Below are 14,880 nucleotides of genomic sequence, written 5' to 3'. Positions count from 1 at the left end.
TGAGACGGGTATAACATACTTAACAAACCGTAACTTAACTGTCTAAACGCCGCTCATATCACCGAAGCGTGATGTACCCATCCAGAGCACGAGCGGAATGAAGCGGTACAGCATTGCCGAAAGTCTTATATTCTCTCATTATTCAAATACAATGCAGTATGAATTAAGCCTAAACTCTGGAGTTGCAGGACAGGCAGGAGGTGTATTCAAATGGCATATTCCATGGTTGACGTATCGGGAATGTCAGGCGTAAGTCTGAACGAACTGAGCCAGTATGCAGAGACAGGTCTTCTGAATCCGGCCTTTGGGGATTTGGATGAAGCTATCTATTATGAAAAGCAGGAATTACTGAGACTCCAGCAAATCCTTTTCTGTAAGGAAGTAGGTATGGAGGAAAATGAGATTGGCCCTATGCTAAGAGATGATCCTCAGGATGTCATCCGCATCATGAAACAGCATCGCATTGATATTCTGGAGAAGGCACTCCGTCTGCATGGATTGATTCAGACACTGGACAAAACGATCTCTCATTTGCAAGGTGAACAGGAACTTGATGAACATGAGCTGTATAACGGTTTTGTAAATAAGGGGCGTCACCAGTTGCTGAATGAATCGGGTTTTGACCCTGTAGTCAATAAAAATATGAACCATGTGCAGACAGAGGGTGTTCAGAAGTCTGACCAGGAGATGAAGTCAAAAGAAGATTATCTGGATTCCCAGGCGAAAATTGATCAGGTTCATCTGGACTTGCAACAGGCCATTGAGGATGGATTGGAACCCGGTAGTGCGAAAGTACAAAGGATTATTGGCAGGCATCTTGAATGGATCAAAGGTTATTATACACCCACCGCTGAGATCTATCGGGATTTGGCCAATCTGTATGTAGAGCATAAAAATTTCCGTCAGATGTATGATGGTTACCACCCGAGGCTGGCTGAATTCCTACGGGATGGGATGATGATTAAAGCGGAACATGATTTATCCTAGATGCATAAGGTAACATGGGCGAGCAAGAACATGGGTGTGAATCATAATGGATAACAAAGAGCGCAGACCTCTGAGAGGACTGCGCTCTTTGTTATTACGGTTTCTTCATCATCGTGTGTGATGAGACTCAGATCACCTTAATCATCATTTCCTATAGGGGTATGGTTGCCTCCAACTGCTCTGTGAGCAGGTTTACGGCTTTCTCCAGGAAGACGCGGTCTTCGTCGTCAAAACGGTTTTTGATCGGGCTGTCGATATCCAGTACCCCGTACAGTTCGCCGTTTTTGATAATAGGTACGACAATCTCGCTGTTCGATGCTGCATCACAGGCAATGTGGCCTGGGAAGGCATGAACATCGTCAACGACCAGGGTACGTTTTTCCGCAGCAGATGTGCCACATACACCACGTCCCAGTGGAATTCGGATACAGGCAGGCAGTCCTTGGAATGGCCCGAGGACCAGTTCTTTTCCATCATACAGATAGAAGCCGACCCAATTGGTGTCGGTCATGAATACATTGAGCAGCGCAGCAGCGTTCGCCAGATTGGCAATCGCACTAGGTTCATCGCGGATCAGAGCACTTAACTGTCCCAGGACGGCGGTGTGCTGCTCACTTCGTGTTCCTTCATAGGAAACAGCTTGAAACATGGTAAATCACCCTCCCGAGCAAAATGGTACTTATTTTCAAGATAGTGCAGAGGATGCGGTTAGTCAAGCGGAGGATTTCGGAAAGGGAAGGGAATACCTGAAGAATCCTCCTGTTTCTCAGCTTCTTACGTGGGGTAATTACTTAGCAACCACGGAGGGCTATAACCCGGGAAGGAGCTTGGCTTATGCATGCAGAGGTACAGAATCTTTTTGTACGGATTCATCTACTATATTTCGCGCAAAATCAGGATTTGAACGTTAGCGAGGCACTGCCCCTATTGGAAGAAAGGGGATATCGCGTTGGAGAGCGGGAGATCAAGCAGGAGCTTGAACACCTGACACAGGAGAATTTCCTGACCGCCCACGGGGACCAATGGAGCCTAACCGGGACTGGCATCGAAGAATTCAAGGAAATCACGGCTGTGTTTGGCCGGGTTAGTGATGAATTACTGGGGAAGGGCAAGAAAACGTCCAAAGCTTAAAATTCATTTGGACAAGCCATGATTCCGTAATTCACTCAAACTTGAATGGATCCATACGTACAACAAGACCGGGAGCGAAATTGGCCCGGTTTTTTGACGTGTATCCATGACTGAACAGTTGCCATTCGGCGCAGGTTATGATTAGATGACTAGTGAATATTATGGTCTGCGGAGATAGATCGGATCGGAGTGTCTTTATATGTATAAATGCAAAGGAAGAATTCCCGAAATGGAGACTGCGCGGCTTCGTCTGCGTAAAATGCGTCGCCGGGATGCGGCCCAGATGTTCGCATGCTGGTCAGATCGCGAGGTGACCCGTTACATGAATCTTGCACCGATGATTGGGACAAGCGAAGCGGCGGACATGATTGGACTGCTTAACCAAATGGCAGGAGAAGAGGATGCGATCCGGTGGGGGATCGAACTCAAAGAAACAGGCAAGCTCATCGGCAGTTGTGGCTTTAACACATGGCAGCTTGAAGGCGCATTCCGGGGTGAGATCGGTTATGAGCTGGGACGTGATTATTGGCGCCACGGTTATATGACGGAGGCATTCTCTGCATTGCTGCCCTTTGGGTATGAGACCATGGGTCTTAATCGAATCGAAGCGCTGGTTGATCCGCGTAATCTGGCGTCTGGCGAGTTCCTGACGAATCGCGGCTTCACGCGTGAAGGATTGCTGCGACAGGTGCAACATACGTCCACCGGATACAAGGATATGGTGATGTATTCCATGCTGTATGATGAGTTCCTTCGCAAGAAAGGTAAATAAAAGAGACAATATATAATTGCTTTTAAATTTACATGTAAACGAAGAAACAGAACAAAGCTGGAGAAGCGAAGCGATCGCCTTTATCACCGGATTTCTCCTTTAGAGAGGAGAAGAAAAAATCTGGGGATAACAGCGATCGGAAGTTTGTTCTGGTTCGTAGTAGATGTGAAAATTAACGTACCAATTATATAGAGAAACGAAGAGAGAAGGGTTTGTGTGAATGCAAATGGAGGTTTGAAGCGCAGTTTCATCTTGACGGGGCTGTTGCTCGCGACATTTCTGTCAGCGATTGAAGGCACCGTAATTGGTCCGGCGGGGCCGACCATTGTCAGTGAGCTGGGGAGTGTACAGCTACTGAGCTGGATTTTCACCGCATACCTGTTGACGATGGCAGTGAGTACGCCCATTTTCGGTAAAATCAGTGACTTGTATGGCCGAAAGCCTGTATTTCTGATTGGCTGTGCGTTATTTTTACTGGGTTCACTCCTGTGCTGTCTGTCGCAGAACATGGAGCAATTGATTATTTTCCGTGCTATTCAAGGGATTGGTGCGGGTGCGGTAGTTCCTGTTACATTTACGATTATTGGGGACATCTACGCTATTGAAGAACGTGGCAAAATCCAGGGATGGATTAGCTCCGTATGGGGCATTTCCTCTCTGGCGGGACCGCTGCTTGGCGGTTATTTTGTAGATAATCTGGGCTGGCAGTGGATCTTTGGTTTTAATGTGCCGTTTGGTCTGCTTGCGATGTGGTTTGTTTTTCGTTATCTGAAGGAAGATATCTCTCCACGTACGGCCAAGATTGATTATGTCGGTGCACTGACCTTCACGGTGGGTATTACCGCATTGTTGTTTGTCCTGTCGGCGGGTGGGCAGTATTATGCCTGGAGTTCTCCGTTGATTGTTGTGCTGAGTGTGGTCGCCGCTCTGTTTATTATTTTATTTTTTGTGGTGGAAAAAAGAGCTCAGGCCCCTATGGTTCCACTACATTTGTTCCGAATTCGGGACATCCGTGTGGCGAATATCGCCGGACTGCTGACCAGTACTCTGATGATCGGCCTAACCAGTTATTTGCCGCTCTGGGTGCAGGGGGTTCGGGGAGGTAATGCGACGGAATCCGGGCTGCTGCTCGCGCCGATGTCGGTGGGTTGGCTCATTGGTAGTGTGTTGGCAGGCCGCCTGTTGATGAAAATTGGGTCACGTATGACCGCATTGATTGGATTAACCGGAATTGCGATTGGATCGGGTGGACTCTTTCTGGTGGGCGGGACATTCCCGCAGGCTGTGCTATTTATATTGACCTTTATTTATGGTCTCGGCTTCGGGTTTGCGTTTACAATCTTCACCATTATTGCGCAGTCCTCCGTAGGATATAAGGAACGTGGTTCCTCTACGGCACTGCATACGTTCATGCGTACATTGGGACAGACGATTGGTGCAGCGGCTTTTGGCACTTGGTTGAACTATCGAATCTCGACGTTATCCAGTGAACAGAATCTGGCTGAGGCTGGAATTTCGGAGAATGATCTGAATGAACTGCTTGCACCACATACGGATGCTGCGTTATCGGATGACAAATGGGCGCTACTGCGTAACGTTTTGGAAGGAAGCTTGCACTCCCTGTTTGTCATTATGTTTGTCATTGCATTGGTCTCGTGGGTAACGACGCTGGCTTTACGCAAACGTTTAATCGTACCCGAAGATGCAGATGCTCCACCGCAGCCACAAGGCTCAAAGTAAATAGAAGATATATATACGAAAAACATATGAAAAACCGGATTCGCCGATGTCAGGCAAATCCGGTTATTTTTGTTGATGGCACGCGTGCAAAGAATGGTCTAGCTGTTGGCTGATAAACGGTCTGCAGAATGTGCAAGCCTTCCCAAGAGTTCGGACAGCAATTCCTTGTCTTCCTCACTTAGTCCACTTACAGCCCGATCAATCTTCAACGCATAGCCTGGATAGATGTCATCCATGGTGCGCTGTCCTTCTTCGGTCAGTTCCACAAAGATGATACGTCTGTCTTGCGGACAATGTTTGCGGTGTAACAATCCTTTTTGCTCCAGCTTATCGATCACATAGGTCACATTACCACTTTGCAGCAGAAGTTGTGCGCCAACCTGTTGAATCGGCTGAGCTCCTTTCATATATAACACTTCGAGCACCCCGTATGCGGTGGGGTTGAAGCCATGCACTTTGCTTCCGGATACAGCGTGTTCATTCACGCTCTTGAATGTCTGGGCCAAGGTGCGGTACAGATGAAGTGAACGTTCGGTTCCGATTTCTTGTAATTCCAGCATGCTGATCCCGCCTTTTCAGATTAGTTTATAAGTTGAAATGATGAGAGGGGTCCTCTCCGATATGCTGTTCATGTAAAAGAGTATTTCAACTTATATGAGTTGGTTAGTTATATTTGACGATTCAGGTTGTCGCCATGGTTTAATTGTAAACTTCTATTTCTACGAAAAACATGCGATATGTCACAAGATTTGCATTTTTAGCATTTAAAATTTGATCATTCATCATACCGAAAAATCATCCTTCAGATGTCGCTTCTTCTCCTCCTCTGGCAGGAGGTTGAGTCAAGGGCTGCTCTATATAATGAGTTCATATTATGAATTCGGAAGGTAATGGAGGAGAAGAAGGATGACAAGTGATTTAACGTTTGAAGGACAACGACCGCTGAAGAATAACCGATCTTTTGTAACATTGATGGTGGCACAGGCCATTTCCAATCTGGGTGATTGGCTGCATCTGCTCGCAATCCTGACCCTCGTGGGTATCCGCTGGAATGCAACGCCTTGGGAGATTACATTTGTCACACTTTCCGCAGCACTACCCATTCTGTTGACAGGGCCATTCGCAGGCACGCTTGCAGATCGCCTGAACCGTAAATGGCTGATGATTGTAGCTGATGGTGCAAGAATTATCATCGTGGGTGCGTTAATTTTTGCTGACCAGATCTGGCACGTCTACATACTGCTTGTCCTCAAATCCCTGTTTGATGTAATCTTCTCTCCGGCCAAAAACGGAAAGCTGAAGGAAATTGTACCTCGAGAACAACTTGCGCAAGCTGTATCCATCAGCTCGGTGATCGAACAGATGTCCAAAATTATTGGTCCAGCACTTGGTGGACTGCTGGTAGCCGCTTTTGGCATTACCTGGTGTTTTGTTCTCGATTCAGCGTCTTTTTTGATCTCCGGCATCATTTTATTGTGGATTCCTGGAACTCGGGTGATCCAAACCGCAATTCATAACGTAACAGAAGTAGAGGAAGAGCCAGCTGAGGATGTTTGCAACCGCTCAAAAGGCTCTTTTTGGAAAGAAACACTGGAGGGTATCCGAATGCTCGCATCTCTCCCTTATGTAGGAACGTCTCTGATTTTGCTTGCTTCAGCCATACTTTTTCTGCAATTTGCCGATTCACAGACTGTGGTGTTATTCAGACAGCTTCCCGGAATTTCAAGTGATCTGCTGGGATGGTGCGTGGCAGCAAGTGGTGTAGGCACATTAATTGCAGCGATGAGTGTACGGAAGTGGAAGCATGCAGGGCATGTTTTGAAAATGGGTCTGGGTACCATACTCATGGGTCTGGTTATCGGCGGAGCCGGAGTTATTGTTGGGATTTGGCCGCACGCCGGGCTAGGTGCCAATCTGTTGTTAGTATCCCTCTTTGCCTTGGCAGGTGTCGGAATTGGGTTTGCGATTGTACCCTTTCAGATCCTGTTGCAGGAACAGACACCTGAGGCGATGACAGGCAGGGTATTTGGAACGGTAGGCAGCGTGATGACTGCCAGTAATATTATGGGACCGGTGGTAGGCGGGTTCATGGTCACCTCATTTGGTGTAGTGCCGGCTTTTGTCTGTTCAGGCATATTGCTGACCCTGCTTGGGTTAATTTATTTGATGAAACGTAGCGGGGAAAAAGCCGATCTGAATGGCTCCATTGCAGCCAAGACCATGATTGCAGGCGACTGAAAACATGCCGGATCAGCTCAGGTTAGAACAGTTGAAATGAAGATTTGAATTTACTTCAAATTTTAAGTTTTTGATTGGAAAGCGTTTGAGTAAACGCCTTCACGTTTAATGTCCTGGAGAGCAGATTGGAGTTAAAGATTCTGGTCTGCTTGAGTCTGCGGTTGTAAGAGCACAATCATCAGCTTTTGGTAACGAAGCCTACCAATCTATAAACGGCTTTTACCGCATTGGTAATCTTTCTGCGTTATAACAATGTGTATCTTAAAATGGATCAAACGTTTGCTGAGGACTTTACTGTTGATATGGTGAACCACAAGTTCACATTTGAAGAACTAGTCTCGATTATTCGTACATACTGTGTTACCGAAAACGAAGAATAATAAACAAAGCAATAAATCATACATTACTATGATTTATTGCTTTGTTTATTTGCCATCTATATAGAAATGCTTAAAATGATCAAACATACAACCCGCAACTCGATTACAATAAAACATAAAGAATGAAATAAACGCCTGATCAGAACAGGGAGTGAATGATATGGGAACGGAATATAACAGTAAGGAAGTACAAGAGTCCATATTGGACGTACATATTACAGAGGCAGGATACGAGCCGGGACAATCGACAATACGCAATATTCGAATGAATGTGGCGCGAGGAGAGCTGGTAGGTATTATCGGACCAAATGGTGCGGGCAAAAGTACCACAATCAAAACGCTTCTTGGTCTGCTGGAACATGCGAACTATGAAGTGACGATTGGGGGAGATGGTCGTTATGCCTATATCCCGGAACAACCGGTTTTTTATGAATATATGACGCTATGGGAACATCTTGATCTGGCTGCAGCGGCGTATGAAATGGAGGAAGAAGCTTTTGTTGCCCGAGCGGAGGAACTGTTGGTTCGTTTCGGTATGGACCACGTTCGAAATGATCTTCCAGCCAGTTTCTCAAAGGGCATGCGGCAGAAAATGATGTTGATGATCGGATTTCTGTCTTCACCGGATATCTATATTGTGGACGAGCCGTTCATCGGACTGGACCCTCGTGCAACCAAGGATTTTCTAAAATTACTTGATGATGAACGTCGTCGCGGCGCGGGTGTACTCATGTCTACGCATGTACTGGATACCGCTGAACGAATCTGCGACCGATTTATTCTGATTGCTTCGGGCAGATCTGCTGCCGAGGGAACATTGGATGAGATCCGTGAAGTGGCAGGATTGCCGGAAGCCTCTTTGTTTGACTGTTTTGATATACTGACGTCTTAGATAGAGAGAGGGTGAGAGAGAATGGAAACTTCCCAGCGTTATACACCACTTCGTTTATACAGGCGAAGACGCAAAGAGCACTTCAGGGAACAGATGAAAAATCTCAGACTCGTCGTGGATTGGACGGTGTGGGTATAACCTGCTTGTTCCGGGTCTGCTCTATCTGGTTGGATGGTACACGAGTCTGTGGACCAAACCACTGCCTGTATGGGCGACAGGATTACCTCTCCCCGTACTGACTGGGCTGATCGACGTGGTTATGCTTACCGGTGGTGTGTTGATATTTGTGGAGGAAGCGGATGTATTGTTTCTGAAATCAAGGCCGTTATGGATACGGACGTTAATGAGGCATGGGCTCTACCGATCCTGTCTGCAACATCTGGGCAAAATGATCCTGATTACAGCGCTGACCGCACCCCTGTGGTCCCGTGTCTATGAGATGTCGAATCTCCAGATTGCACTTATGGCTGTCTGGTTTGGTGCAGTAGCTTCATTCCAAGCCATAACACTACATATGACGAAGGTTCGACATACAGGATGGCGGCGCTGGATTCAGATGATCCCTCTCGTCATTAGCATAGGTTACATGACCATTCATGCGACATCATGGATGTATGGACAGACGTGGAAAATCATATATTGGAATCGTAATTATCATGCTTCTTCTAATTACAGTTGGACAGATGAGGCTATTGATGAAGGGAACGTTTGAAGGTGATGTGCGGGAGGATCTGCGGAGCAGGCTGCAGCTTACAGCTATAATGTTAAGCCGGGCGGTGAGCAAGCCGAAAGCCCCACGAACACGGTCCATCATCTTCCGCAAACCGCGTAAACTGTTACGCAATCGTTCCATTGCGAATCGGACAGCGGAGATTGCATTCAAGGCATTTTTCAGGAACTCGGCCACGATGAAATTATATCTGCAGCTTGGCGGACTATCCATCGCAGCAGTTGCATTACCACCTTTTCCGGTCAATGTCATTGTGTGTGCGTTATTAATCATCATGTTGACGGTGATGTTTTATCGTTCCTGGGATGTTTTTGCCACGTCCGACTATGTTCAGCTTATAACGTATGACTCGGAGGCGCTGCATCTTGCAGGTTCAATGATGGTTCGGATGTTGTTCATCCCGATTGGCATTCTTATGGGATTCACGCTGGGATTGGCCTGGCTCGGCTGGATCGTCGGTATTCTGACAGCTGCAGGTGCGGTAGCCTTTGGACTCTGTGTGTTATCTATTGCCGGATGGGTTCGGCTGACCAGGGCCTAAAGGAATTCCTTTCTAATTCGGAGCATATCGTGCGCTATATCTGCCCATGCTATAGAAGAAGAATCTCATCCATGGATGATGAGAGATTAGCTGTAGCAAGGAGGAAGAAACGATGATGGATAATAGCGAACTACAGGTGCATTTTTCAGACGATTCAGCGTTGAATGCCGCAAGGGCAACCTTGGAGGAATTGGGATATAAGCCGTATCAGTCCGGCCCGCTGGAATTGTACATCCCCACAGATCGCCAAGATCCTCAGTCTGCCGTAGAGATTGTACAATCTCATGGAGGAAGTGCCGTACTTGCCTCGCAAACGGAAGAGCTGGATCAGTTTCAGAATATATCGATTCCTGCTCATCTCGTGAATGAGGACTGGAATGAGGGTTATGCGAGCGGAAACCAAGGAAGCCAGACGGAGCAAGGCAGACATAACTATAGCGATGACCCGACATACGATGATTCGGCTGATGGATTTTCAGGCAGTGTGAAAGCATAGAAGTATCACAAGCTAAGAGCAGTTCGAGCCAATTTTTCTAAAATGGAACAATGCCCAAAAACCCCGATCGTCCACAGATGTGGATATCGGGGTTTTTGGCATCTGAAGCAATTCATCGCTGATGATTCCAGTAGGCATGATTCGTAATCAAAGCGAACTTTTTGAACAACCTCTATTATAGTTTAGCGTGTTTATATTCTGCCGCATGCATACCAGCCGTATATCCTGTGGAGAATGCAGCGGTGATATTATACCCTCCGGTGTAGCCGTGAATATCCAAAACTTCACCGCAAAAGAATAGTCCAGGCAGCAGCTTGGATTCCATTGTTTTTGGGTATATCTCCTTTAAGTGGATTCCTCCCCCAGTAACAAAGGCTTCTTTGAGCGATCTCGTTCCGTCTGCACGGAAGGTAAAAGCCTTCATTAGCCCGCACAAGTTGCTTAACATACCTTTGGGAAAATGGTGGAACGTAAGGTCATCGCTGATCTCTGCCCGTTTCATCATTAAGGGAATCATGCGTTCAGGAACCCATGTTTTTAAAATGTTTTTGACAGCCTTGCGGGATTCTTGTTCCAATACCTGTTGCACCTGTGCTTCCAATGCACCTAGGGACAGCTCCGGGAACAGATCAATGCTCATAATGACCTGTGGGTTTCCAGATTTCATCTGAACCTTGCGGATAAATTGGCTGCAACGCAGTGCGACCGGTCCGGACACTCCAAAATGCGTGAAGATCATATCCCCGCGATGAGAGATGACTGTTTTTCCTTTGGCATCCACTACGGATAGAGCAATATCCCTCAAAGACAAACCTTGCAGTTCTTTGGACTGAATCCAACTCTCTCCAGACACAATGGGCACTTCGGTCGGATATAACTCCGTTATCGTGTGGCCCGCAGCTTCAGCCCAAGGATAACCGTCTCCGGTAGATCCGGTTTGGGGTACGGACTTGCCGCCGGTAGCGATGATGACAGAGCGCCCAAGAATAGTTTTACCGGATATCAATTTAACACCCTGTACCTGCTGACCATTCTGAATAATTTCCTTGACTGGTTCTTTGGTGCGAATCTCAACGCCGAGGGAGACAATCTTGCCTACCAGCGCATCCACGACTGTTTTCGCTTTATCGGTTACAGGGAACATTCTGCCGTTGTCTTCTTCTTTCAGGGCAATTCCGAGATTCTCGAAGAAACGCATGATTCCCTGGTTGTCCAGATTCTGAAACGAACTATATAAAAAGCGTCCATTGCCCGGAATATGTCGGATGAGTTCATCCGTTTCCTTGGCATTGGTTACATTGCATCGACCTCCGCCAGAGATGCCTAGTTTACGACCCAGTTGATCTCCTTTATCCAGCAGAAGCACGGAGGCTCCATGCTCGGCAGCAGCAACGCAAGCCATCAGGCCCGCAGATCCACCACCAATTACAATGACATCATACATATGTTATTACCCTCTTTTTTCATTGATTTTGTCTGTTTTACGTAAAATGTGTCTACTCCTGGCTTTTTCTGAAATATAATGGAGTTATGAGCAGTTCTATTGTGCAGTCTTAAGGGGTATATTGTAATATACTGTCGCCTATGTTTTAATCAGAAATACATGAGGGAATGTGCAGGCAGAGGAGGAGATGGCATTGTGGTTGCGTTAAAGGACATGCTTTTACAAGTACTGCTGGCAGGGTCGGCGGTATTTCTGATTCCCTTATTCCGTCTGGTACTCTCCAAGCGGGCTATTGCCAGAATGGAACATGCAGGAACCGTTCATACCAGTTTTGCTGTGACAAGTGCCCTGAGCATGTTATTGTGTCTGCTGTTTGCGCTCTACGCAAGCCCGGTGGCCGTATCCATATCATTAAGCATCGTACCTGTGATACTTGTTATTTTGTATTGTAAGTCCGCTATAGGCGTAACGCTGTCCATTCTACATATTCTCTTCTATTTTCTTATTGCGCATCCCTATGATCTGTACGGATTTCTCCTTCATACGGGCATTCTTCTCTATCCCATTGTATGGTTGTCTGCCAAACGATTCAAGCATAATACACCTTCACGCAAAATGGCGATCCTCATCATCCTGATTACAATGGAACTGATTGTAACGAGTCTGTTATGGATCGCATCCCTCCAGAATGAATCCACATACTCTGCGACCTACATGATACTTACAGCACTTGGATATACCGCTGGAGCCATTGTTGCGGGCAGTCTGAGTCTGCTATGGCTGGAACGGATGAAGCAATATCGCGGGCTGGAGCAGCATCTCTCGGAAGTCCACCACCGATACATAGCTGAAACGGAGAAACTTCATCAGATTCTGAATGCAGTGCCTCTCTCCATTGCCACCGTAGATAAACAAGGCACAGTCATGTTTGTCAATGAGATGATGGAGCAAACCGCAAGGGAGCAGCTACCTTGTACCTCCACGCCTGATCTCATTGGACAGCCTGCCAGTCAATTTGTTGAACAAGGTCAGGCGGATAAGATGGATAAAAGCATTCGCAGAGCCATCGTTCATGGTGAGATTAGTGGGTTGACCGTTCGTTACGGTGCATACGTATTTCAGTCCCGAACCGTACCGATTTATGCCTTTTCAACAGAGTCTGCGAGAGAAGTTACAGGAGCCATGCTGATCATTCAGGATATCACGGAGCTTGAGATGTTGCGAAGTGAACTGGATAATGTGGATCGTCTCAGTCTGGTGGGGCAGATGGCTGCAAGCATTACGCATGAGGTGCGTAATCCAATGGCGGTTGTGCGGGGTTTTCTTCAACTCATGCAGGAAAAGAGTCCTGATTCCCTCGATCACTATTACCGGATCGTTCTGGAAGAGCTGGACCGGGCCAACAGCATCATTAATGATTTCTTGTCTTTGGCTCAGAATCGTATTGCCGAGAAAGAAGAATCCCAGTTGCACGATATCATACATGAACTGAGTCCATTGTTATGGGCGGATGCGAACCTGCGTGGTCAGAGTATTGAACTCATGTTGGCCCATAATGTGCCGAAGCTGCATCTCAATTCTAAGGAAATCAAACAGGTGGTGTTGAACCTGGCCCGTAACGGGATGGAAGCCATGAATGAGAAGGGTGTGCTTACGCTGGAGACACGGATAGTGGATGATAAAGTGGAACTGTGTGTACGTGACACAGGACCTGGTCTACCCAGAGTGAAGAAGGAAAAGCTGTTTGAACCTTTCTATACGACAAAAGCCAAGGGAACCGGACTTGGATTGTCCATGTGCCTAAGTATTGTGGAACGACATAATGGAACCATTACTGTGGAATCGGAGGAAGGCCAGGGCACGACCTTCAAAGTGGCATTTGAACGTTAGTCATTCAGCATATTTTGCCAGACATTGAGACATAATATTATGGAAGAGGCCTTTCCGCAGGCGGTTTCTGAATCTTGCTTTCATTGCTTATGGATGTATAATAGGAATAGCACATCATTACATCCATAATGTTCGATATGAATGTAACGTTGTTTTCGAAAGTTATTCGCCTTTAATTCTATCGAGATCATAGAACAACCATTTATAAGGAGTGAAACCGAATGTCGATGTCATTTGATCAATACATGAAAGATATGGTTCAACCCATGCGGGATGAGTTAACTCGTCTAGGAATCCAGGAGTTGCGTACTCCTGAAGAAGTGGAAGCAAGTCTTCCGGATGCAAAAGGAACAGCGCTGGTTGTCATTAACTCTGTCTGCGGATGTGCCGCAGGTCAATGTCGCCCAGGTGTGTCCCAAGCACTGCAGCACGATATTACACCGGATCACCTGTACACTGTATTTGCTGGTCAGGACAAAGAAGCAACTGCAAAAGCACGTGAATTCTTTGCACCGTATCCTCCATCTTCACCGTCCATCGCTCTGATGAAAGATGGAGAACTCGTTCACTTTATCGAGCGTCATCAAGTGGAAGACCGTTCTGCAGAGGATATTGCGGCTGATCTCAAAAGTGCATTTGACCGTTACTGCCGTTAATTCGCTCCAATAGAACGCCCCGCCCTTCGGATCACCGATGCCGGGGCGTTTCATTTTGGATAGATAAGGTTATTGAACCATTCGGACCTTTCAAGCTGGACATCAAATTTCATTCATTTAGAAACGGGGTGTGTGAACGATGAGTTTGCAACAACAGATCATCGCTGAATTGAAGGTTAAACCAAGCATTAATGAAGAAGAGGAAGTACGCAAGCGTGTTGATTTTCTGAAGACGTATGTGAAAAATGCGGGTGCCAAGGGTTTGCTGATTGCGATCAGCGGCGGTATTGACAGTGCAGTGGCTACGGCGCTTTGCAAAAAAGCGACGGACGAGCTTACGCAAGAGAACAACCAAGAGTACAAAACGCTTGGTGTGTTCCAACCTTATGGTGAACAATCCGATATCGACCACAGCTACGCTGTAGCTAAAGCATACGATCTGAAGCATGTCGTGGAAACCAATATTGAAGATGCAGTTAACGAGATTGCGCTGGAAGTGGAGCAAGGTTTCAAATCCTTGGGAAGCCCACGCCATATGACTCATCAAGGCAAAGGTAATGTTAAGGCGAGAACTCGTATGGTTATGCAATATGCGCTTTCGTTTGAAGAGAACCTGCTCGTTGTAGGTACGGATCATGCATCCGAAGCCATCACAGGCTTCTATACCAAATGGGGCGACGGTGCTGTGGATATCACACCATTGAGCACCCTGAACAAACGTCAGGTACGCCAGCTGGCAGCATATCTGAACGTGCCACAGGCTATTTTGGACAAAGCACCATCGGCAGGGCTGTGGGAAGGTCAGACGGACGAAGAAGAGCTGGGAATTTCGTATGAAGCGAACAGCGACTATCTCGAAGGCAAACAGATCGATCCGGCTGCACAAGAGCGCCTTGAGGCGTTCTATACGCGCACACATCACAAACGCAATGCCATTCCTGGTATCTAATACGGGTGGATGTGCATGATCGTTATAGGCTGTT

The 14,880-nt window shown here is 46.9% G+C and carries 15 protein-coding genes; 12 read left to right on the top strand and 3 right to left on the bottom strand.

Translation table 11 applies throughout. The features are described 5' to 3' along the window. The first annotated feature begins 210 nt into the window (after positions 1-210). On the top strand, positions 211-987 hold the full coding sequence (locus QF049_RS20220; protein ID WP_307540075.1) for a MerR family transcriptional regulator: 777 nt from the start codon (positions 211-213) through the stop codon (positions 985-987). 151 nt (positions 988-1,138) lie between these two features. On the opposite strand, the gene QF049_RS20215 is transcribed toward QF049_RS20220, so the two are convergent. Continuing rightward, on the bottom strand, positions 1,139-1,636 hold the full coding sequence (locus QF049_RS20215; RefSeq protein ID WP_124118769.1) for a GAF domain-containing protein: 498 nt from the start codon (positions 1,634-1,636) through the stop codon (positions 1,139-1,141). A 185-nt stretch (positions 1,637-1,821) separates the two neighbouring features. Between QF049_RS20215 and QF049_RS20210 the strand changes: the two genes are divergently transcribed. From QF049_RS20210 to QF049_RS20200, 3 genes are all read left to right on the top strand, one after another. Further along, on the top strand, positions 1,822-2,118 hold the full coding sequence (locus QF049_RS20210) for a hypothetical protein (protein ID WP_036614170.1): 297 nt from the start codon (positions 1,822-1,824) through the stop codon (positions 2,116-2,118). A 199-nt stretch (positions 2,119-2,317) separates the two neighbouring features. Beyond that, complete coding sequence (locus QF049_RS20205) at positions 2,318-2,890, top strand: GNAT family N-acetyltransferase (RefSeq protein ID WP_076254763.1); 573 nt, start codon at positions 2,318-2,320, stop codon at positions 2,888-2,890. A 234-nt stretch (positions 2,891-3,124) separates the two neighbouring features. Continuing rightward, on the top strand, positions 3,125-4,630 hold the full coding sequence (locus QF049_RS20200; protein ID WP_307543351.1) for an MDR family MFS transporter: 1,506 nt from the start codon (positions 3,125-3,127) through the stop codon (positions 4,628-4,630). A 98-nt stretch (positions 4,631-4,728) separates the two neighbouring features. On the opposite strand, the gene QF049_RS20195 is transcribed toward QF049_RS20200, so the two are convergent. Further along, on the bottom strand, positions 4,729-5,190 hold the full coding sequence (locus tag QF049_RS20195; protein WP_076216696.1) for a MarR family winged helix-turn-helix transcriptional regulator: 462 nt from the start codon (positions 5,188-5,190) through the stop codon (positions 4,729-4,731). Between the two features lie 346 nt (positions 5,191-5,536). Here QF049_RS20195 and QF049_RS20190 point away from each other — a divergent pair, with 346 nt between their 5' ends. The 5 genes from QF049_RS20190 to QF049_RS20170 all read left to right on the top strand — a co-directional run bounded on the left by QF049_RS20190 (position 5,537) and on the right by QF049_RS20170 (position 9,907). Next, positions 5,537-6,868, top strand: a complete 1,332-nt coding sequence (locus QF049_RS20190; protein WP_307540071.1) for an MFS transporter — start codon at positions 5,537-5,539, stop codon at positions 6,866-6,868. A 540-nt stretch (positions 6,869-7,408) separates the two neighbouring features. Beyond that, a complete protein-coding gene (locus QF049_RS20185; protein WP_307540069.1) occupies positions 7,409-8,140 on the top strand; it encodes an ABC transporter ATP-binding protein in 732 nt (243 codons plus the stop codon). A 100-nt stretch (positions 8,141-8,240) separates the two neighbouring features. After that, the gene (locus tag QF049_RS20180) at positions 8,241-8,852 is read left to right on the top strand and encodes an ABC transporter permease (RefSeq protein ID WP_307543349.1); all 612 of its coding nucleotides are present in this window, start codon (positions 8,241-8,243) and stop codon (positions 8,850-8,852) included. Further along, complete coding sequence (locus QF049_RS20175; RefSeq protein WP_307540066.1) at positions 8,836-9,411, top strand: ABC transporter permease; 576 nt, start codon at positions 8,836-8,838, stop codon at positions 9,409-9,411. The genes QF049_RS20180 and QF049_RS20175 overlap by 17 nt, the downstream gene beginning before the upstream one ends. A gap of 112 nt (positions 9,412-9,523) precedes the next feature. After that, positions 9,524-9,907: a hypothetical protein gene (locus QF049_RS20170; RefSeq protein WP_307540064.1), complete on the top strand. Its 384-nt coding sequence runs from the start codon at positions 9,524-9,526 to the stop codon at positions 9,905-9,907. Between the two features lie 175 nt (positions 9,908-10,082). Here QF049_RS20170 and QF049_RS20165 read toward each other — a convergent pair whose 3' ends face one another. After that, a complete protein-coding gene (locus QF049_RS20165; RefSeq protein ID WP_307540062.1) occupies positions 10,083-11,351 on the bottom strand; it encodes a BaiN/RdsA family NAD(P)/FAD-dependent oxidoreductase in 1,269 nt (422 codons plus the stop codon). Between the two features lie 195 nt (positions 11,352-11,546). Between QF049_RS20165 and QF049_RS20160 the strand changes: the two genes are divergently transcribed. The 3 genes from QF049_RS20160 to nadE all read left to right on the top strand — a co-directional run bounded on the left by QF049_RS20160 (position 11,547) and on the right by nadE (position 14,846). Further along, positions 11,547-13,241, top strand: coding sequence for a two-component system sensor histidine kinase NtrB (locus QF049_RS20160; RefSeq protein WP_307540060.1), 1,695 nt, complete (start codon positions 11,547-11,549; stop codon positions 13,239-13,241). 221 nt (positions 13,242-13,462) lie between these two features. Then, the gene (locus tag QF049_RS20155) at positions 13,463-13,897 is read left to right on the top strand and encodes a BrxA/BrxB family bacilliredoxin (protein WP_091038991.1); all 435 of its coding nucleotides are present in this window, start codon (positions 13,463-13,465) and stop codon (positions 13,895-13,897) included. A 139-nt stretch (positions 13,898-14,036) separates the two neighbouring features. Continuing rightward, positions 14,037-14,846, top strand: a complete 810-nt coding sequence (gene nadE, locus QF049_RS20150; RefSeq protein WP_307540057.1) for an ammonia-dependent NAD(+) synthetase — start codon at positions 14,037-14,039, stop codon at positions 14,844-14,846. Positions 14,847-14,880: the final 34 nt, after the last annotated feature.

Source organism: Paenibacillus sp. W4I10, from assembly GCF_030816325.1.
GTDB lineage: Bacteria > Bacillota > Bacilli > Paenibacillales > Paenibacillaceae > Paenibacillus > Paenibacillus amylolyticus_B.
Note: the sequence above shows the minus strand (reverse complement) of the source record. Positions and strands in the feature narration are given on the sequence as shown.

Coding starts and splice junctions, on each gene's coding strand:
- QF049_RS20185 (WP_307540069.1), top strand. CDS start 7,409: ATGGGAACGGAATATAACAGTAAGGAAGTACAAGAGTCCATATTGGAC.
- QF049_RS20175 (WP_307540066.1), top strand. CDS start 8,836: ATGAAGGGAACGTTTGAAGGTGATGTGCGGGAGGATCTGCGGAGCAGG.
- QF049_RS20155 (WP_091038991.1), top strand. CDS start 13,463: ATGTCGATGTCATTTGATCAATACATGAAAGATATGGTTCAACCCATG.
- QF049_RS20220 (WP_307540075.1), top strand. CDS start 211: ATGGCATATTCCATGGTTGACGTATCGGGAATGTCAGGCGTAAGTCTG.
- QF049_RS20205 (WP_076254763.1), top strand. CDS start 2,318: ATGTATAAATGCAAAGGAAGAATTCCCGAAATGGAGACTGCGCGGCTT.
- QF049_RS20170 (WP_307540064.1), top strand. CDS start 9,524: ATGATGGATAATAGCGAACTACAGGTGCATTTTTCAGACGATTCAGCG.
- QF049_RS20190 (WP_307540071.1), top strand. CDS start 5,537: ATGACAAGTGATTTAACGTTTGAAGGACAACGACCGCTGAAGAATAAC.
- nadE (WP_307540057.1), top strand. CDS start 14,037: ATGAGTTTGCAACAACAGATCATCGCTGAATTGAAGGTTAAACCAAGC.
- QF049_RS20195 (WP_076216696.1), bottom strand. CDS start 5,190: ATGCTGGAATTACAAGAAATCGGAACCGAACGTTCACTTCATCTGTAC.
- QF049_RS20210 (WP_036614170.1), top strand. CDS start 1,822: ATGCATGCAGAGGTACAGAATCTTTTTGTACGGATTCATCTACTATAT.
- QF049_RS20165 (WP_307540062.1), bottom strand. CDS start 11,351: ATGTATGATGTCATTGTAATTGGTGGTGGATCTGCGGGCCTGATGGCT.
- QF049_RS20215 (WP_124118769.1), bottom strand. CDS start 1,636: ATGTTTCAAGCTGTTTCCTATGAAGGAACACGAAGTGAGCAGCACACC.